Genomic DNA, 17,885 nt, shown 5'->3' on the forward strand with positions numbered 1-17,885 from the left:
ACATGGGTGCCCAGCTAAGGCTGCTGCGGCGGCGGATCAGCTCGGTCAAGTCGACCGCGAAGATCACGCGTGCCCAGGAGCTCATCGCCTCCTCGCGGATCGTGAAGGCGCAGCTGCGGATGCAGGCGGCGCTGCCGTACGAGCGTGAGATCACTCGCGCCGTCACCGGCGTCGTCAGCAACGCGGCGAGCGTCGACCATCCGCTGACCGTGGCGAAGGAGAACCCCACCAAGGCGGGCGTCCTCATCGTCACCAGCGACAGCGGGTTCTGCGGCGGCTTCAACGCCAACGTGCTGCGCGAGGCCGAGGCCCTGCGCGGGCTGCTGGAGACCCGCGGTCTGACCGTGGTCCCGTTCGTCACCGGGCGCAAGGGTGTCACCTGGCACTCCTTCCGCGGCCGCGACATGGGCGGGCAGTGGGTCGCCTTCTCCAGGAACCCGGCCTACGCCGACGCCAAGGAGATCGCGCAGACGCTGATCGACTCGTTCAAGGACGAGAACGGGATCGACGAGATCCACATCGTCTCGACCGAGTTCGTCTCGATGCTGACCCAGAACGTCGTGGTCAAGCGCATTCTGCCGCTGGAGGTCGAGGAGACCGAGGCGACGGAGTCGACCGCGATCCCGCCGTACTTCGAGTTCGAGCCGACCGCTGCCGACGTGCTGGAGTCGCTCCTGCCGCGTTACGTGGAGTCGCGCATCTTCACGGCGCTGCTGCAGTCTGCGGCCTCCGAGGAGGCCGCGCGGCGGCGCGCGATGAAGTCCGCGACCGACAACGCCAACGAGCTGATGCGGGTGCTCACCCAGCAGATGAACCAGGCTCGCCAGGCCGAGATCACCCAGGAAATCAGCGAGATCGTCGGTGGCGCCAACGCGCTCGCTGACGCCGCAGCGGGGAAAGAGTGAAATGACTGCAGAGGCTGTTGAAACTGTAGAGGCCGCGGCGGCCGGCACAGGCCGCGTGGCACGTGTCACCGGCGCCGTCGTCGACGTGGAGTTCCCCGTCGAGGCGATGCCCGACATCTATAACGCGCTCAAGGTCGAGGTGACCCTCGGCGAGGAGACCAAGACCCTGACCCTGGAGGTCGCCCAGCACCTGGGTGACAACCTGGTCCGGACCATCTCGATGCAGCCCACCGACGGCCTGGTCCGCGGCCAGGCGGTTCAGGACACCGGCGCCCCGATCTCGGTGCCGGTGGGCGACGTCGTCAAGGGCCACGTGTGGAACGCGCTGGGCGAGACGCTCGACGTGCCCACCTCGTCGCTCAAGATCAACGAGCGGTGGGGCATCCACCGGCCGTCCCCGGCGTTCGACCAGCTCGAGTCGCGCACGGAGCTGCTCGTCACGGGCATCAAGGTCATCGACCTGCTCACCCCGTACGTGCAGGGTGGGAAGATCGGCCTGTTCGGCGGCGCGGGTGTGGGCAAGACCGTCCTCATCCAGGAGATGATCCGCCGCGTCGCCCGTAACTTCGGTGGCACCTCGTGCTTCGCCGGTGTCGGCGAGCGCACCCGTGAGGGCAACGACCTCTGGCTGGAGATGGAGGAGGCGGACGTCCTCAAGGACACCGCGCTCGTCTTCGGTCAGATGGACGAGCCGCCGGGCACCCGTCTGCGGGTCGCCCTGTCGGCGCTGACCATGGCGGAGTACTTCCGCGACGTGCAGAAGCAGGACGTGCTGCTCTTCATCGACAACATCTTCCGCTTCACGCAGGCCGGTTCCGAGGTCTCCACGCTGCTCGGCCGTATGCCGTCCGCCGTGGGTTACCAGCCCACGCTGGCCGACGAGATGGGTGTGCTCCAGGAGCGCATCACCTCGACGCGCGGTCACTCGATCACCTCCATGCAGGCGATCTACGTGCCCGCGGACGACATCACCGACCCGGCCCCGCACAACGCGTTCGCGCACCTCGACGCGCAGACCGTTCTCTCGCGGCCGATCTCGGAGAAGGGCATCTACCCCGCGGTGGACCCGCTCGACTCCACCTCCCGGATCCTCGACCCGCAGATCGTGGGCGAGGAGCACTACCGGGTGGCCCAGGAGACCAAGCGGATCCTGCAGAAGTACCGCGAGCTCCAGGACATCATCGCGATCCTCGGTATCGACGAGCTGTCCGAGGAGGACAAGGTCACCGTCCAGCGGGCCCGCCGCATCGAGCGCTTCCTGTCGCACCCGATGTACGCGGCCGAGGCCTTCACCGGCCAGCCGGGCGAGACCGTTCCGCTGGACGAGACCATCGCCTCCTTCAAGGGCCTGTGCGCGGGTGAGTACGACCACCTGCCCGAGCAGGCGTTCTTCATGGTCGGTGGCATCGAGCAGGCCGTGGCCAAGGCCAAGGAACTCGAGCGTAGTTAATCGCCCTGCAGCGGGTCGTCTTCGGCGGCCCGCTGCACCTACGGTGGTGCTTTGGGGTATGAACGGGGCACCACCACCAGATCGGAAAGGAACCTACACAAGTGGCGAAGCTACGCGTAGGGGTTGTCTCACCCGAGCGTGAGATCTGGTCGGGCGAGGCCGACATGGTGATTGCCAAGACCGTGGACGGCGAGATCGGTATTATGCCGCAACACGCACCTGTGCTCGGCGTCCTCGTCGAGGGCGGCGTGCTTCGCGTCAAGCGGGAGGGCGAAGGCGACCTCGTGGCGGCCGTGCACGGCGGTTTCATCTCCGTGGCCGACGATGAGGTGTCGGTGCTCGCCGAGGTGGCCGAGCTCGGTTCCGAGGTCGACGTCGCGGCTGCCCGTGACGCTCTCGACCGGGCCCAGGCCTCGATCGAGGCCAACCAGGAAGACGCCGACGCGGCGATCGAGGCCAAGCGTGCCAGGGCCCGGCTTCGCGCGGCGGGCGAAGAGGTTTAATAGATCCAGGCTTTGGGGGCGGCATGGTTACGATGGTTCTGATTCTCGTATTGTTTGCCGCCCTCATCGTCCTGCGCGGGGTCACTCTGGCCCGTTCCAGGGGCAGTGTGGCCTGTCGGCTACGGGTGGGCGACAGGGGCTGGCAGAGTGGGGTAGCCCGCTACGCCGACGGGGAGCTCCACTGGATCCCGCTTCTGGGTGTGCGACTGAGGCCGCGCCACGCGATCGCGAGGCGCGGCCTCGTCATTTCCGCCCGCCGTGAGATCGACGGCGGGCTTTTCGCGGTCGACTGCGGTGGCACCACGCGCGGGATCTCGCTCGCGATGAGCGCCGACGCGATGACGGGCTTCCTCGCATGGCTGGAGTCCGCGCCGCCCAGCGCCTATCTGGACGTCGCCTAGCCCTGCTGTCTGGACGTCGCCTGGCCCTGATCGAGGGCGGGCGGCCCGGTGTCGCAGGGCCTCAGCGGGTGCCGCCGGGCTTCCAGAGGATCTCCTCGCCCGCGTGGGCGACCCGGCAGGCGATGAAGAGCAGGTCCGACAGGCGGTTGAGGTATTTCGCGGTCAGCGCGTTCGTGTCGTCGTGCGCCTGCAGGGCCGCCCACGTCGAGCGCTCCGCCCTGCGGACGGTGACCCTGGCCACGTGAAGCGCGGCCGTCGCGGGGTCGCCGCCGGGCAGCACGAAGCTGCGCAGGGGCTTGAGGTCGGCGTTGAACCGGTCGCACTGCTCTTCCAGCCAGTCGATGTACGACTGCTCCACCCGCAGCGGCGGGAACTCCGGATCCTCCACCACCGGCGTGGCCAGGTCCGCCCCCACGTCGAACAGCTCGTTCTGGACGCGGGCGAGCACCTCGACGAGCTCCGCGGGCAGCGTGCCGAACGAGAGCGCGAGCCCCAGGTGGGCGTTGGCCTCCTCCACGTCGGCGTAGGCGGCCAGCCGCGGATCGGTCTTGGACGCCCGGCTCATGTCGCTCAGCGCGGTGGTGCCGTCGTCGCCGGCCCGGGTGTAGATGCGGGAGAGAACGACCGGTTTGTCCTTGTCGGCGCGCGTCATGGCATCAGGTTAATGACAAATGTCATCGGCGAGGGACGCAGGATCCATGTTGGGCCCGTGATTTCGGCGACTAGCAGGGCGAACGTCTTCAAAGCCACGATTTACCCATGACGAAGGAGATGACCTGATGCTCGAGATCAGCGAGCTGCGCAAGCGCTTCGCGGGCGGCCCCGAGGCCCCCGGCGGGAAGGTCGCCCTGGACGGCATCAGCTTCGCCGTACGGCCTGGCGAGATGTTCGGCTTCGTGGGCGCGAACGGCGCCGGCAAGACGACGACCATGCGCATCGTGATGGGCGTGCTTCAGGCCGACTCGGGCTCGGTGAGCTGGGAGGGCAGGCCGCTCGGCTACGACGACCGGCGGCGCTTCGGCTACATGCCGGAGGAGCGGGGGCTTTACCAGAAGATGCGGGTCGCCGAGCAGATCGAGTATTTCGGCCGCCTGCACGGTCTGAGCGTGGCGGCCGCGAAGAAGGCCACCGACGACCTGCTGGAGCGGCTCGGGCTCACCGAGCGCAGGGGCGACGCGGTCCAGGCGCTCTCGCTGGGCAACCAGCAGCGCGTGCAGCTCGCGGTGGCGCTGGTGCACGACCCCGAGGTGCTGGTGCTGGACGAGCCGTTCTCCGGGCTCGACCCGATCGCGGTGGACGCGCTGGCCACGGCGCTGCAGGAGCGCTGCCGGGGCGGGGTGCCGGTGATCTTCTCCAGCCACCAGCTCGAGCTGGTCGAGCGGCTGTGCGACTCGGTGGGCATCGTCTCGGGCGGCCGCATGGTGGCCACGGGCACGGTGTCCGACCTGCGGGCCGCCGAGGGCGACACGCTGCGGGTGGTCGTCCGCGATCCGTCCCCCGGCTGGGCGGACGGCCTGCCGGGCACCGTCACCGTGAACGGCGACCGTCACGTCCTGCACACCACGGACGGCGACGACCAGGAGATCCTGCGCCGCGCGATGAAGGCGGGGCACGTCGAGCACTTCGGGGTCGAGCAGCCGACCCTCACCGAGATCTTCAAGGAGGCCGTGGCGTGAACGGACTGATGCTGGTCGCCCGGCGGGAGATCACCACGCAGGTGCGGACCAAGGCGTTCGCGATCGGCCTGGTCATCACGGCCGTGCTGGTGGCGGCGGTGACCTTCGCACCCAAGATCCTCGGCGGGCCGGACTCGTACACGCTCGGCACCGTCAACTCCCAGCAGCTGCCGCTGAAGGCCGCCGCGCCGGACGCGGAGGTCGAGTGGCGCAGCTTCCCCGACGAGGCCGCCGCCAAGCAGGCCGTGCTCGACGGGGACGTGGACGCGGTGCTGGTCGACGGGACCCGGGTGCTCACGGACGGCGAGATCGACAGCGAGCTCGGCGTGCTCCTGCAGAGCGTGAACCGCGAGGTGAAGCTCGGCGCCGCGGGCGTGTCGATCCCGCCGCTGAAGATGGAGTCCGTGGGCGCCGACACCCGCTACGAGGCCGCCCGCGCCGGGATCGCCGTGGTCCTCGTCCTCGTGCTCTTCATGCTGCTCATGGGTCAGGTCATGATGGTGGCCATGGGCGTGGTGGAGGAGAAGGGCAGCAGGATCGTGGAGATCCTGCTCTCCACGATCCGGCCGTGGCAGCTGCTCGGCGGCAAGATCATCGGGCTGGGCGTGCTCGGCCTGATCAACCTGGTCACGATCCTGGCCGTCGGCCTGGCCGCCTCCGCGGCCTCCGGGATTGCCTCCGACTTCCCGCCCGGGATCCCGGGGCTGGCGGCGGGCGTGCTGGTGTGGTTCGTGCTCGGGTACGCCTTCTTCGCCACGCTGGCCGCCGCTCTCGCCTCGCTGGTCTCGCGCCAGGAGGAGGTGAGCAGCGTGATGACGCCGCTCACCATGGTCATCATGGTCACGTACTTCGTGGCCTTCTACGCCACCAAGGACCCGACGGGTACGCTGGCCACGGTCCTGTCGTACGTTCCGCCGTTCTCCTCCATGATCATGCCGGTGCGGATGGCGGCGAGCGAGGTGCCGATGTGGCAGGCCGGGCTGTCGATGGCGGCCATGGCGCTGGCCGTGGTCGCGGTCCTGGGCTTCGGCGCCAAGATCTACGAGCGGGCCGTGCTCCGGACGGGGGCCCGGCTCAAGCTCGGCGACGTGCTGCGCGCGGGCTAGATGGACGCGATCAAGCGGGCGCGGCGCCTCACCTGGAAAGTGCTCCTCTCGAACTTCGTCGCGGTGTGGCTGCTGGTCATCATGACGTCGGTGGTCGCCTTCGGGGAGGGGAGGCTCCAGTGGTGGCGTGCCGTGCCCGCCGTGATCGCCCTGATCTCTTTCACCTGGCTCTGCCCGCGCATCATCAGCGCGGCGCTGGACCGCCGCTACCGCACCCGGGAGGTGGTGCTGGCGGGGGTCTTCGCGGTGGTCGCGGCGGTGCTGGGCGGGGGCGAGCCGTTCGGCTGGGGGTTCGTGCTCGTCTGCTGGCTGGGCCTGGCCACGCTCCAGGTCTCCAGGCGCACGGTCTACCTGCTGGCCGTCGCCACGTGGGCGGCGGGCGTCGGGATCGGCGTGACGGTCGCGGCGCTCGGGGCGGCCGTCATGGGTTCGGACCTGAGCGTCGGTCAGGCGCTGGTCTTCTACATGATCTCGTACGCCATCTGGTGCGCGATCATGCCGCCGTCCAACCGGATGTGGATGTGGATCTGGTCGCTCGCCGTACAGGCTCATGAGGGTCGCGAGGCGCACACGCGGCTGGCCCTGGCCGAGGAGCGGCTGCGCTTCGCCAGGGACCTGCACGATCTGGTCGGCCACCAGCTGTCCGCCATCGCCGTCAAGACCGAGCTGGCCGTACGGCTGTCGGACGTCGACGCCGGCGCGGCCAAGGACGAGATGGCCGAGGTCAACGCGCTGACCAGGAAGGCGCTCAGAGAGCTGCGGCAGGCCGTACGGGGCTACCGCGAGCTTGACCTGGCCGCCGAGCTGAACAGCGTGAAAAGCGTGCTCGAGGCGGCCGGGGTCCGCTGCGAGGTTCATCTGCCCTACCGGGAGCTGCCCGCCGGAGTGGCGCCGGTGTTCGCCTACGCGGTTCGCGAGGCGGTGACCAACGTGCTCAAGCACAGCACCGCGACGTTCTGCGACATCTCGATCCGCTTCACGGCGCAGGAGGCGGAGCTGAGCGTCCGCAACGACGGGGTGCAGCGGCGGCGGGCCGCCGACCTCGGGAGCGGGCTGACGGGCATGGGGGAGCGCCTGGCCGCCGTGGGCGGCAAGCTGAGCGCCCATCCGACGGAGGACGGAGAGTTCATCCTGAACGCAGTCGTGTCACTTCCGCTGAGTGGGTAGGGGACGAACACGGGTTCACCTCGTCGAACGCCGTGTGTGCGGAGGTGACTACACCGTGTGTGATTGAGGAGGTGGCATGCGCGTCCGGGGCAATCCGAGTGCCCAGGTGGTGCGGATCGGCGCCAGGCTCGACGCCGGCACGTCGGCCGGCGTGCGGGAGCACCTGCACGAGGCTCTCGATTCCGGTGAAGGCGACCTGATCCTGGATCTCTCCCAGCTGGAGATGATCGACGCGACCGGCCTCGGAGTGCTGGTGGGCTCGCATCGGCGCGCGCTGAGCGTGCAGCGCCGCCTCGTTCTTCGGGGGGTGCCCCCGCGGATCATGCGGATACTGGCGGTGACCCGGCTGAATCGGGTGCTGCACATGGAAGTTCCCGCGGCCGCGGTGGCCTGATGTGACATATCGAGAGCGGGCGACGATCAGCCGTTGCCCGCTCTTTTTGAGTGATACGAAATGGTGATTACGGGCCGTCCATTGTGAATGGCCGGCGAATGGTCACGGCGTGCCGAGGCTGCGGATGAAGATGTGCACGGCCACGTCGGCGAGTTCGTCGATCGGCGGCTGTTCGTCCGAGTGCAGCCACTCGATGAGTAACTCTTGTAGCGCTCCAATTACTCCCAGTGCCACCAACCGCCGATTGAGCCCCGCGGCGTGGGGGAAATCGGCTGATGCCTCCTCGACCAGCCGTGCGAACGCGTCCACCGCGCGTTGACGGGACAGTGTCAGGACATCTCCTGATCGGCGAACCTCAACGTGCATGATACGGGCCCGCCGCCAGTCCGCCGTCGTGAACTCGATATAGGCGCGAATCCCCGCCTTGACTCGATCGTCAAGTGTCTTCGGCGCCTCCTGGACCGCTTTGGCCACCACGGCCAGGCTTTCTTCCACGCAGCGCTCGTGCAGCGCTTGGAGGAGTTCCTCGCGCCCACCGAAACATTCGTAGAAGGCGCGGTTGGAGATCCGCGCCTCCGAGCACAGCCTTTCGATGGTCGTCGCCGTGAACCCTGGCTTCGCGTATAGCGTGTAGGCGGCCGTCATCAGCCGCTCGCGTCTGTCTGCCAGCCTTTGCTCAGCCGACATTCCCCGGTAAGACCGGTTCACATTCCACCCGTCCAACATGATCGTGGCCCCCAGAGCACACAATTATGGACGGATGATCCGTTTTGGGAAAGGGTAAGAAGATTATCTTTTACGTCGCCCATGCAAGAGGGTCACGAGCCTGATCAGCCGCTCAAGCTCAGAGGGCCCTCGGGTGAACGAGGTCAGGTTCATCCCCGGCATCGCGAAGCGCTGGCGGGAGATCGCTTTGGGCCGGGCGAACTCGCGTAGACCGTCGGCCCCGTGGATCCGTCCGAACCCCGAGTCTCCCACTCCGCCGAAGGGCAGCGCAGGAACTCCGGCAAACGAGATGACCGAATTGATGGCGGTCATCCCGGTACGCATCCTGCGGGCGAGCTCCATCGCCCTGCGCGTGTTCCGGGAGAAAACCGTCCCACCCAGGCCGTACGCGGAGGCGTTGGCCAGTTCCAGGGCCTCCTGGGCGTCGCGGGTGCGGCGGACGGTGATCGTCGGGCCGAACGTCTCCTCGCGCACCGCAGGGGAGTCCTCCGGCACGTCCTCGACGATCACGGGCTCCACGTAGGGGGCGCGGACGGAGCCGGGGCCGCCGGTCACGATTTTTCCGGACTTGGTGGCGTCGTCGATGTGGCGCTTGATGATGTCCACCTGGCTTGGCATCGTGATCGGGCCGTAGTCCTCGCCGGCTTTCACCTTTGTCACCCGGTCGGACAGCTCGCGCATGAAACTTTCATAGGCCGCGTCGACGACGTAGACGCGTTCGACGCCCACGCAGGTCTGGCCGGCGTTGGACATCGCGCCCCACAGGCACGCGTCGGCCGCCCTGGCGAGGTCGGCGTCGGCGTCCACGATGAACGCGTCCTTGCCGCCGCACTCGGCCACAATGGGCGTCAGGTTCTCGGCGCAGGCCGCCATGACCCGCTTGGCGGTGGCGGTCGAGCCGGTGAAGGCCACCTTGCCGACCCTCGGATCGGCGGCCAGCGCCGCCCCGGTCTCGCCCAGTCCGGTCACGGTCTGGAACACGGGATGCTCGGGCACCGACTCCGCGAACAGCTCGGCCAGCCGCACGCCGATGCCCGGGGTGAGCTCGCTGGGCTTGAACACCACGGCGTTGCCGGCGGCGAGGGCGTAGGCGATGGAGCCCATGGGGGTGAAGACCGGGTAGTTCCACGGGCCGATCACCCCGACCACGCCGAGAGGGAGGTATTCGAGCGTGGCGGCCAGGTTGAGGCCGATCATGCCGGTGCTGACCCGGCGGCGGCCCAGCACCTTGCGGGCGTTGCGGGCGGCCCAGTCGAGGTGGGTGACCGCCAGCACGATCTCCAGCGTCGCGTCGCCCACCGGCTTGCCCGTCTCCTCGTGCACGAGCCTGGCCAGCTCTCTCAGGTGCCGGGTGAGGACGGCCTTGTAGTCGAGCAGCCGCTGCCTGCGCGCGGCGTGGCCGAGCCCGGCCCACCAGGCCGCCGCCTCCGCCGCGCGGCCCACGGCCTCGTGCACGGCGTCGGGGCCCTGTTTGGGATGGGTGCCGACGACCTCGCCGGTCGCCGGGTTGAGCGAGTCGAACGTGAGCGTCGTCATGACGTCACGATAGTCCGGTAAGCCAACGCTTACTAGCACGGGTTTCGGTCGCCGCGCGGCCTGGCCGCCCCTACGCTGGCCGAGGCCCGCGGCGGCCGGGCCGTCGCCCGACTGCCCGGGGGTCGGCCACGTACTGTCCAACGGGGAGACCGATGCGCATCCTGTTCACGACCGTCGCCCTGCCGGGGCACTTCTTCCCGCTGGTCCCGCTGGCCTGGTCGCTGCGGTCGCTCGGCCACGAGGTCCTGGTGGCCGCCGCCGAGAACTTCGTGCCCACCGTCTGCCGCTCCGGCCTTCCGGTCGCCACCTGTGGCCCGGCCGCCGACTTCGTGACGCTGGCGGCCGAGGAGCGGGGCGCCGGAGCCCCGGACGCCGGCGGCATTCCGCGGGGCGAGGAGGGTGCGTGCGGGCACGGGCGGCGCTTCGGGCGGCTCGCGGCCAGCGGTCTGCCCGGCATGCGGGCGCTGGTGGCGGCCTGGCGGCCGGACCTCGTGGTGAGCGAGCGGGCGGAGTTCGCCGGTCCCGTCGCGGCGGCGGCGCACGGGGTGCCGCTCGTCGAGTACCAGTGGGGCGTGGCGCCGCTGGACGCGTATCGGGCAGGCGCGGCGGAGGCGCTGCGCGAGGAGCTCGCGGCGGCCGGCCTGGCCGCCCTCCCCGAGCCGGACGAGGTGCTGAACCCCTGGCCGCCGAGCCTGCGGCTGCCGCACGCCGCCGGGCACCAGAGCCTGCGTCACATCCCGTACAACGGGGACGCGCACGTGCCGGCGTGGGCGTTCGAGCAGGGGCGCAGGCCGCGGATCTGCGTCACGATGGGGACGCTCATTCCCCGGCTCGGCCCGCGCGGCGTGCGCGAGCTCGTGCTGCCGATGCTGGAGCGGCTGGCCGAGCTGGACGTGGAGCTGCTGGTGGCGGTGGACGACGCGATCGTGGCCGGCTGGCCGCCGCTTCCCCCGGCCGTCCTGGCCGCCGGGCGGATGCCGCTGGCCCACGTGCTGCCCGGCTGCGCGGTCGCGATCAACCACGGCGGGCAGGGCAGCAACCTCACGGCGCTCGCCGCCGGCTGCCCGCAGCTCGTCCTGCCGCAGTTCGACGACCAGTTCGACAACGCTGACGCGGTCGTCAGGGCGGGCGCGGGGCTGAGCCTGCTGCCGGATGAGCTCAGGCCGGAGGCGGTGGCGGACCGCTGCCGCGAGCTCCTCTCCGACCCCCGCTACGGCCTCGCCGCCTCGGCCGTCGCCGCCGAGATGGCCGCCCAGCCCGATCCCCAGGAAATCGCCGATGTCCTCCACAAGCTCACCGCCTGAAGGACGGCCCGCCCTCGGACCCTCCCACGGACTGCCGAGGCCCGAGGCGGCGCGCCCGGCTCGCTCCATGGCCGAGTCCGGCGCTAGAAAAGGGTCGGATTCTCCGGCTCGATGCCGCGCAGCGCGTCGTAGTCGAGGGTGACGCAGTCGATGCCGCGGTCGGTGGCGAGCACGCGCGCCTGCGGCTTGATCTCCTGCGCCGCGAAGACGCCGCGTACGGGTGCCAGCAGCGGGTCGCGGTTGAGCAGCTCCAGATAGCGGGTGAGCTGCTCGACGCCGTCGATCTCCCCCCGCCGCTTGATCTCCACCGCCACGGTCGCCCCCAGGGCGTCCCGGCACAGGATGTCCACCGGCCCGATCGCCGTCATGTACTCGCGCCGGATCAGCGAGTAGCCGTCCCCCAGCGTCGTGATGTGCTCCGCGAGCAGCTCCTGCAGGTGGGCCTCCACGCCGTCCTTGATCAGCCCGGGATCGACGCCCAGCTCGTGGCTGGAGTCGTGGAGGATCTCCTCCATCGTCAGCACCAGCTTCTCGCCGGTCTTGCCGTGGGTGACGGTCCAGGTGCCGTCGTCCTCCTTGAGCTTGCACGGCGGGTTCATCCAGTTGAGCGGCTTGAAGGCGCGGTCGTCGGCGTGGATGCTCACGCTCCCGTCCGCCTTGATCAATACGAGCCGGGGCGCCATGGGGAGGTGCGCCGTGAGCCGTCCGATGTAATCCACGCTGCATCGCGCGATGACCAGCCGCATGACGCCCCACCTTAGCGGCTCTGGAAAACTGGACGCATGGCGTTCGAACGGGTGGGTGTGGTCGGGCTCGGCACGATGGGAGCCGGGATCGCCGAGGTGTTCGCGCGGGCCGGCCTGCGCGTGATCGGGGTCGAGGCCGACGCCGAGGCGCTGGCCAGGGGCCGCGGGCATCTCGAGCGTTCCACCGGCAAGGCCGTCGACAAGGGCAAGCTGGAGCCCGGGCAGCGCGACGAGATCCTCGGCCGCGTCACGCTGACCACCTCGCGCGAGGACCTGCGGGACGTCGATCTGGTGGTGGAGGCGATCCCCGAGATCCTCGACTACAAGATCGCGCTGTTCAAGGACCTCGACCGGATCTGCGAGCCCGAGACCGTCCTGGCCACCAACTCCTCCTCCCTGTCCGTCACCGCCATCGCCGCCGCCACCGGCCGCCCGGGTCAGGTCGTGGGCATGCACTTCTTCAACCCGGCGCCGGTGATGAAGCTGGTCGAGGTCGTGGGGACGGTGGTGACCGCGCCCGGCGTGGTGGCGGACATCGCGGCGCTGGCGGGCAGGCTGGGCAAGACGGCGGTGGCGGTGGGCGACCGGGCCGGGTTCGTGGTCAACCGGCTGCTCCTGCCCTACCTCAACCAGGCCGCCGCGCTCATGGAGCTGGGCGTGGCCGGGCGCGACGACATCGACGCCGCGATGAAGCTGGGCGTGGGGCTGCCGATGGGCCCGTTCACGCTGCTCGACCTGATCGGGCTCGACACCGCGTACGAGGTGATGGGGGTGCTGTTCGACGAGACGCGCGACCGGCGGCACGCGCCCGCGCCGCTGCTGCGCGAGCTGGTCACGGCCGGGCTGCTGGGCCGCAAGTCCGGCCGGGGCTTCTACGGCGACCCGCCGCGGGAGACGCCGGCGAAGTCGCGGCTGGGCACGTTCGGCGTGGCAGGGGACGACGGCGACGGGCTGGTGGAGCGGCTGCGGGCGGCCGGGTTCAAGGAGTCCGAGGATCCCGACGTCGTGCTGCATCTGGCCGACCGCCCCGTGATCGAGCACGCCGTACGCCTCCCCGACCCCGCCAGGATGGTCGGCGTGCACCTCGTCGGCGACCAGGTGGCCGAGCTCGCCTCCACGGTGCTGACCTCGGAGGAGGCCGCGAGCGCCGCCAGGGACCTGGTGAAGATCGCCGGGCTGACGCCGGTGCCGTGCAAGGACCGGGCGGGGTTCGTGGTCGACGCCCTGCTCTTCCCCTACCTCAACGACGCCGTGCGGATGTACGACTCCGGGTACGCCTTGATCGAGGACATCGACGCGGCGATGCGCCTGGGCTGCGGCTATCCCGCCGGGCCGTTCGAGATGCTGGAGTCGCTGGGCCTGGCGAAGGTCCGTGACGGGCTGAGAGCCCTCTACGCCGAATACCGCGAGCCCGCCTTCGCACCCGCCCTCCTGCTCGACCAGCTCGTCACCGCCGGCGTCAGCCGATTCCCGCGTCCATGAGCCCCCGCCGTGCCCGCCGCAGGGAGTCCTCCCGTCCCTTCGGCTTCCCGACCGGGCTGGACAAGGTGGAGGAATGGCCCGACGGCGAGTGGAAGGTACGCATGCTCACCGGCGCCTCCTCGACCAAGGACTACCGATGTCCGGGCTGCGACCAGGAGATCCGCAGCGGCCAGTCGCACCTCGTCGCCTGGCCCAACTGGCCGGGAGGCGACGAGGAGCGCCGCCACTGGCACACCGCCTGCTGGCGCAAGAGACTCGACCGCGGCCCCGGCCGCACCCGTTATTGAAGGGAACCCCCGAAGTGGAGATTCGCGCGGCCACCGTGCTGCCCGCCCGGCGCGAGCCGATCGAGCTGGAGACGGGCGACGGCCTGACCCTGGTCGGCGAGCTGGCCCTGCCCCTCGACCGTCCCCCCGTCGCGACGCTGGTGACGCTGCACCCGCTGCCCACCCACGGCGGGTTCATGGACAGCCACGTCTACAAGAAGGCCGCCAACCGGCTGCCCGCCCTCGCCGACCTGGCCGTGCTGCGCTTCAACACCCGGGGCACCTCCTCCGAGCGCGGCACCTCGGAGGGGACGTTCGACGGGGGAGAGGGCGAGCGGTTCGACGTGGCGGCGGCGCTGGAGTACGCCGAGTACCACGACCTGCCCCAGGTGTGGGTGGTCGGCTGGTCGTTCGGCACGGAGCTGACGCTGAAGTGGGCGCACGACCCGCTGGTGGAGGGCGCGATCCTGCTCTCGCCGCCGCTGCACCGGGCCACCGACCACGACCTGGACGCCTGGGCGCGGTTCGGCCGGCCGCTGGTGGTGCTGGTGCCCGAGTTCGACGACTACCTGCGGCCCGAGGAGGCCCGCGCGAGGTTCGCGCGGGTGCCGCAGGCCGAGGTCATCGGGGTGGACGGGGCCAAGCACCTGTGGGTGGGGGAGCCGTACGTCCGCATCGTCCTGAACGAGATCGTCAAGCGGGTCAACCCGGCCGCGTGGCCGCTGCCCACGGACGCCTGATCCGCCATGACGGAAATTTCCGGACAAATCAGGGTTGTGAAGGAAATTTGAGCAGAATGAGCAAAACTCTAGACCTCTCGTGGGGGCAGAGTGAAAATCCGATCGTCAACCGAAGATCGTGGAGACGCCGGGCGGGTCCGCCTTCCCGCGCGTAACCCCTGCTCACCATGGGTGAGGACGTATGCGGGCAGTTCGTGGGTTGGTTGCGGCGGCGTTAGCTTTCACGATCTTGGCGGTGCCTGATCCGGTGCCCGCCGTCGCGGCGAAGACAGTGGAACCACCGAAGACCGTCCAACCACCCGAGGACTCCGCGCTCGCCCTCGCCCGCAGCACCGGCAAGCCCGTCGAGGTGGAAACACAGCGCAGCGAGACCCGCCAGGTCTGGGCCAAGCCCGACGGCACGTTCACCCTGGAGCAGCACGTCCGCCCGGTGCGCGTACGCAAGTCCGGCGGCTGGGTCCCGGTGGACACCACGCTCCGCCTGCGCCCGGACGGCGCGGTCGAGACGGTCGCCACGGCGGCCGACCTGACGTTCTCCGGCGGCGGCTCCGGGCCGCTCGCCCGCATGGCGCGCGGCGCCAAGACGCTGGAGCTGGGCTGGCAGGGCACGCTGCCCAGGCCCACGCTGAACGGCGACACCGCCACCTACCCCGAGGTCATGCCGGGCGTGGACCTCCAGGTCACCGCGGACGTGGACGGCTTCTCCCACGTGCTGGTGGTCAAGTCCCGGGCCGCCGCGGCGGGCCTGACCGAGCTCGCCTACCCCCTCTCGGTCACCGGCCTGTCGGTGAAGACGGACAAGGCGGGCAACCTGGAGGCCGTCGACGAGAGCGGAGGGACGATCTTCATCGCGCCCACGCCGAAGATGTGGGATTCCGAGGGCATCTCCGGCCCGAAGGCGCTCAGGGAAGGCCGTTCCCCGGAGGCCCGCGAGGCCGCGATGGGCGTGGAACTGGCGGGCAGGCAACTGCGGCTGAGGCCGGACAGCAAGATGCTGGCAGATCCGAAGACCAAGTTCCCCGTCTATCTGGACCCGTACTTCTCGGCCGCCCGCGGCTCGTGGACGGCGGTCTGGAGCAACTGGCCCAACTCGAACTACCTCAACGCCAGCGACATCGCCCGCGTCGGCCACATCAGCTCCACCCAGACGAACCGCTCGTTCTTCCAGATGGCCACCGGCGCCACGATTCACGGCAAGCAGATCATCAAGGCGACGCTGCGCACCTATGAGACGTGGTCGTACTCGTGCAGCGCCCGCAAGGTGGAGGCCTGGGGGACCGGCGCGATCAGCAAGAGCACCACCTGGAAGAACCCGCCGGCGAAGACCAAGTTGCTCTCCACGGTGAACGTGGCCAAGGGCTATGGCACGGGGACCTGCGCGCCCGGCGGTGTGGAGTTCGACGTCACGTCGTGGGCCGCCGACGCCGCCGCCAAGAAGTGGAACACCATGACCATCGGTCTCTATGCCACCAGCGAGACCGACGTCTGGGCCTGGAAGAAGTTCAAGAACAACCCGGTCGCCGTCATCGAGTACAACTCGATCCCGACCGACCCCGTGGCCGCCGACGCCTGGTCGGACCCGGGCGGCCCCTGCGTCTCCGGTGACGGGCGGCCGGTCATCAGCACGGCCACGCCCAAGCTGTGGGCCAAGCTCAAGGACGCCGACAACTCGGTCAAGGGCCGCTTCGAGTGGTACAACGCCGCCGGGACGAAGACCGGCGAGTACGTCACCGCGACGGGTTCGTCCGGCTCCGCCTACTACGCGACGATCCCCGTCAACCTGTACGCGGACGGCGCGCTGATCCGCTGGCGCGTCCGGGCCGAGGACGGCAGGGCCAACAGCGCCTGGAGCCCCTGGTGCGAGGCCACCGTGGACGCCACCGCCCCCGGCAGGGAGCCGGTCGTGACCTCGCCCGAGTACTCCGAGGACACCTGGAATGACGGCGTCGGCCTGGCGGGCACGTTCAAGTTCGAGCCCAACGGCGTCACCGACGTGGCCGCGTACGTCTACGGGCTGGACACCACGCCCAAGTCCGAGGTCGCGCCCGCCGCGGACGGCACGGCGACGATCGCGCTCACCCCGCGCCACGACGGCCCCAACGTGCTGTCGGTGCGTAGCAAGGACCGCGCGGGCCAGCTCGGCCCGATCCGCACGTACGTCTTCAACGTCAACTCGGGCCGCGCGCCCAGCGGCCACTGGGCCCTGGACGAGGGCCAGGGCACCGTGGCCGCCGACGCCGCGAACGCCCACCCGGCGACGCTGTACGGCGCCACGTGGACGACCGGGAAGACGGGCATGGGGCTGCGCCTGGCCAACACGTACGCGCAGACCTCCGGCCCGATCGCCGACACCAGCCGCAACTTCACCGTCACCGCCTGGGCCCGCCTGACCGGCAACGCCGCCACCGCCACGGTCGTCACCCAGGAAGGCTCCAGGACCGGCGGCTTCGCGCTCCAGTACTCGAAGCCCGACGACCGCTGGGCCCTGGTCCGCGCGGGCTCCGACGCCGACGGCGCCACGACGGCCAAGGCCCTGTCGGCCGCCGCCCCGAGGCTCAACGAGTGGACCCACCTGGCCGGCGTCTACGACTCCGCCGCAGGCCAGATCTCGCTCTACGTCAACGGCAAACAGGAGTCCACGGTCGCCTTCACCCAGCCGTGGAACGCCACCGGGCCGCTCACCATCGGCCGCGGCAAGGTCAACGGCGCCGCCGCGGAGTCCTGGCCGGGCGACGTGGACGAGGTCCGCGTCTACGGCCGCGCCATGTTCGCCGACGAGGTCGCCGACCTGGTCAACAGCGCCGCCACGCTGGTCGGCCACTGGAAGCTGGACGAGGAGTCGGGCACGTCCGCCGCGGAGTCCTCCGGCCGCTCCACGGCCGCGACGCTCGCCGGGGGCGCCTCGTGGACGGACGGCTGGCTGGACGGCGCGCTGGCGCTCGACGGCGTCAACGGCTACGCCCAGACCACCGGCCCCGCCGTGAACACCAGGTCGAGCTTCACCGTGGCCGCCTGGGTCCAGCTCGACTACCTGCCCACCGCCGACACCGCCGCCGTGGCCCAGCCGGGCAGCCGGGCGGCCGGGTTCCAGCTCGGCTTCGACAAGGAGCAGCAGCGGTGGACCCTCGGTATGAGGGCCGCCGACACCGACACCGCCGCCCTCGTACGCACCCGCTCCGACGCCATCCCCAACCCGCTGGAGTGGACGCACGTCGCCGGCGTCTACGACGCGCTGGCCGGAGAGCTGCGCATCTACGTCAACGGTCAGCTCTCGACCACCACCATCACGTCCCACGCGAGCGCGTGGAACGCCACCGGCCAGCTGCAGCTGGGCCGGACCAAGACTGCGGGCGCCTTCACCGGCTACTGGCCAGGTGCCGTGGACGACGTCCGCACGTATGACGGCGTGCTGAGCGCCGAGCAGATCGCTCAGCTGGCCGCCCAGTAAGTTCCCACCCACCCCAGTAAGTCCCGATCTGCCCC

The 17,885-nt window shown here is 70.2% G+C and carries 17 protein-coding genes; 13 read left to right on the forward strand and 4 right to left on the reverse strand.

From position 1 onward, the window contains the following. The first annotated feature begins 2 nt into the window (after positions 1 to 2). The 4 genes from ACIBI9_RS34090 (at position 3) to ACIBI9_RS34105 (ending at position 3,259) form a co-directional block, all read left to right on the forward strand. Entirely contained in the window at positions 3 to 905 is a 903-nt protein-coding gene (locus ACIBI9_RS34090; RefSeq protein ID WP_397228134.1) for a F0F1 ATP synthase subunit gamma, read from the forward strand. A gap of 1 nt (position 906) precedes the next feature. Beyond that, complete coding sequence (gene atpD / locus ACIBI9_RS34095; protein WP_397228136.1) at positions 907 to 2,355, forward strand: F0F1 ATP synthase subunit beta; 1,449 nt, start codon at positions 907 to 909, stop codon at positions 2,353 to 2,355. Between the two features lie 101 nt (positions 2,356 to 2,456). Beyond that, a complete protein-coding gene (locus tag ACIBI9_RS34100) occupies positions 2,457 to 2,858 on the forward strand; it encodes a F0F1 ATP synthase subunit epsilon (RefSeq protein ID WP_043616272.1) in 402 nt (133 codons plus the stop codon). Positions 2,859 to 2,890: 32 nt separating this feature from the next. After that, on the forward strand, positions 2,891 to 3,259 hold the full coding sequence (locus ACIBI9_RS34105; RefSeq protein ID WP_397228138.1) for a DUF2550 domain-containing protein: 369 nt from the start codon (positions 2,891 to 2,893) through the stop codon (positions 3,257 to 3,259). A gap of 61 nt (positions 3,260 to 3,320) precedes the next feature. Here the strand turns inward: ACIBI9_RS34105 and ACIBI9_RS34110 are convergent, their stop codons facing one another. After that, the gene (locus tag ACIBI9_RS34110; protein WP_397228140.1) at positions 3,321 to 3,911 is read right to left on the reverse strand and encodes a cob(I)yrinic acid a,c-diamide adenosyltransferase; all 591 of its coding nucleotides are present in this window, start codon (positions 3,909 to 3,911) and stop codon (positions 3,321 to 3,323) included. A 127-nt stretch (positions 3,912 to 4,038) separates the two neighbouring features. Between ACIBI9_RS34110 and ACIBI9_RS34115 the strand changes: the two genes are divergently transcribed. From ACIBI9_RS34115 to ACIBI9_RS34130, 4 genes are all read left to right on the forward strand, one after another. Then, a complete protein-coding gene (locus tag ACIBI9_RS34115) occupies positions 4,039 to 4,935 on the forward strand; it encodes an ABC transporter ATP-binding protein (RefSeq protein ID WP_397228142.1) in 897 nt (298 codons plus the stop codon). Next, the gene (locus ACIBI9_RS34120; protein ID WP_397228144.1) at positions 4,932 to 6,041 is read left to right on the forward strand and encodes an ABC transporter permease; all 1,110 of its coding nucleotides are present in this window, start codon (positions 4,932 to 4,934) and stop codon (positions 6,039 to 6,041) included. Before ACIBI9_RS34115 ends, ACIBI9_RS34120 begins: the two co-directional genes overlap by 4 nt. Continuing rightward, positions 6,042 to 7,208, forward strand: coding sequence for a sensor histidine kinase (locus ACIBI9_RS34125; protein ID WP_397228146.1), 1,167 nt, complete (start codon positions 6,042 to 6,044; stop codon positions 7,206 to 7,208). A gap of 76 nt (positions 7,209 to 7,284) precedes the next feature. Continuing rightward, complete coding sequence (locus tag ACIBI9_RS34130; RefSeq protein ID WP_397228148.1) at positions 7,285 to 7,602, forward strand: STAS domain-containing protein; 318 nt, start codon at positions 7,285 to 7,287, stop codon at positions 7,600 to 7,602. A 102-nt stretch (positions 7,603 to 7,704) separates the two neighbouring features. Here ACIBI9_RS34130 and ACIBI9_RS34135 read toward each other — a convergent pair whose 3' ends face one another. Together ACIBI9_RS34135 and ACIBI9_RS34140 are read right to left on the reverse strand one after the other, a co-directional pair. Next, positions 7,705 to 8,247: a TetR/AcrR family transcriptional regulator gene (locus tag ACIBI9_RS34135; protein WP_363962798.1), complete on the reverse strand. Its 543-nt coding sequence runs from the start codon at positions 8,245 to 8,247 to the stop codon at positions 7,705 to 7,707. Between the two features lie 144 nt (positions 8,248 to 8,391). Next, positions 8,392 to 9,864: an aldehyde dehydrogenase family protein gene (locus ACIBI9_RS34140; protein ID WP_397228150.1), complete on the reverse strand. Its 1,473-nt coding sequence runs from the start codon at positions 9,862 to 9,864 to the stop codon at positions 8,392 to 8,394. A 152-nt stretch (positions 9,865 to 10,016) separates the two neighbouring features. Between ACIBI9_RS34140 and ACIBI9_RS34145 the strand changes: the two genes are divergently transcribed. Further along, complete coding sequence (locus tag ACIBI9_RS34145; protein WP_397228152.1) at positions 10,017 to 11,168, forward strand: nucleotide disphospho-sugar-binding domain-containing protein; 1,152 nt, start codon at positions 10,017 to 10,019, stop codon at positions 11,166 to 11,168. An 83-nt stretch (positions 11,169 to 11,251) separates the two neighbouring features. On the opposite strand, the gene nucS is transcribed toward ACIBI9_RS34145, so the two are convergent. Then, on the reverse strand, positions 11,252 to 11,914 hold the full coding sequence (gene nucS, locus ACIBI9_RS34150) for an endonuclease NucS (protein WP_397228154.1): 663 nt from the start codon (positions 11,912 to 11,914) through the stop codon (positions 11,252 to 11,254). 36 nt (positions 11,915 to 11,950) lie between these two features. On the opposite strand from nucS, the gene ACIBI9_RS34155 reads away from it, so the two are divergent. The 4 genes from ACIBI9_RS34155 to ACIBI9_RS34170 all read left to right on the forward strand — a co-directional run bounded on the left by ACIBI9_RS34155 (position 11,951) and on the right by ACIBI9_RS34170 (position 17,850). Continuing rightward, on the forward strand, positions 11,951 to 13,396 hold the full coding sequence (locus ACIBI9_RS34155; protein ID WP_397228156.1) for a 3-hydroxybutyryl-CoA dehydrogenase: 1,446 nt from the start codon (positions 11,951 to 11,953) through the stop codon (positions 13,394 to 13,396). Then, positions 13,393 to 13,683 carry an ATP/GTP-binding protein gene (locus ACIBI9_RS34160; protein WP_319720101.1) on the forward strand — a complete coding sequence of 97 codons (291 nt, stop codon included), beginning with the start codon at positions 13,393 to 13,395 and terminating at the stop codon, positions 13,681 to 13,683. Before ACIBI9_RS34155 ends, ACIBI9_RS34160 begins: the two co-directional genes overlap by 4 nt. 14 nt (positions 13,684 to 13,697) lie before the next feature. After that, entirely contained in the window at positions 13,698 to 14,402 is a 705-nt protein-coding gene (locus tag ACIBI9_RS34165) for an alpha/beta hydrolase (RefSeq protein WP_397228158.1), read from the forward strand. A gap of 235 nt (positions 14,403 to 14,637) precedes the next feature. Further along, positions 14,638 to 17,850 (forward strand): LamG-like jellyroll fold domain-containing protein, encoded by a 3,213-nt coding sequence (locus ACIBI9_RS34170; protein ID WP_397228160.1) that lies wholly within the window; start codon positions 14,638 to 14,640, stop codon positions 17,848 to 17,850. The last annotated feature ends 35 nt before the right edge of the window (positions 17,851 to 17,885 follow it).

Source organism: Nonomuraea sp. NPDC050451, assembly GCF_044458585.1.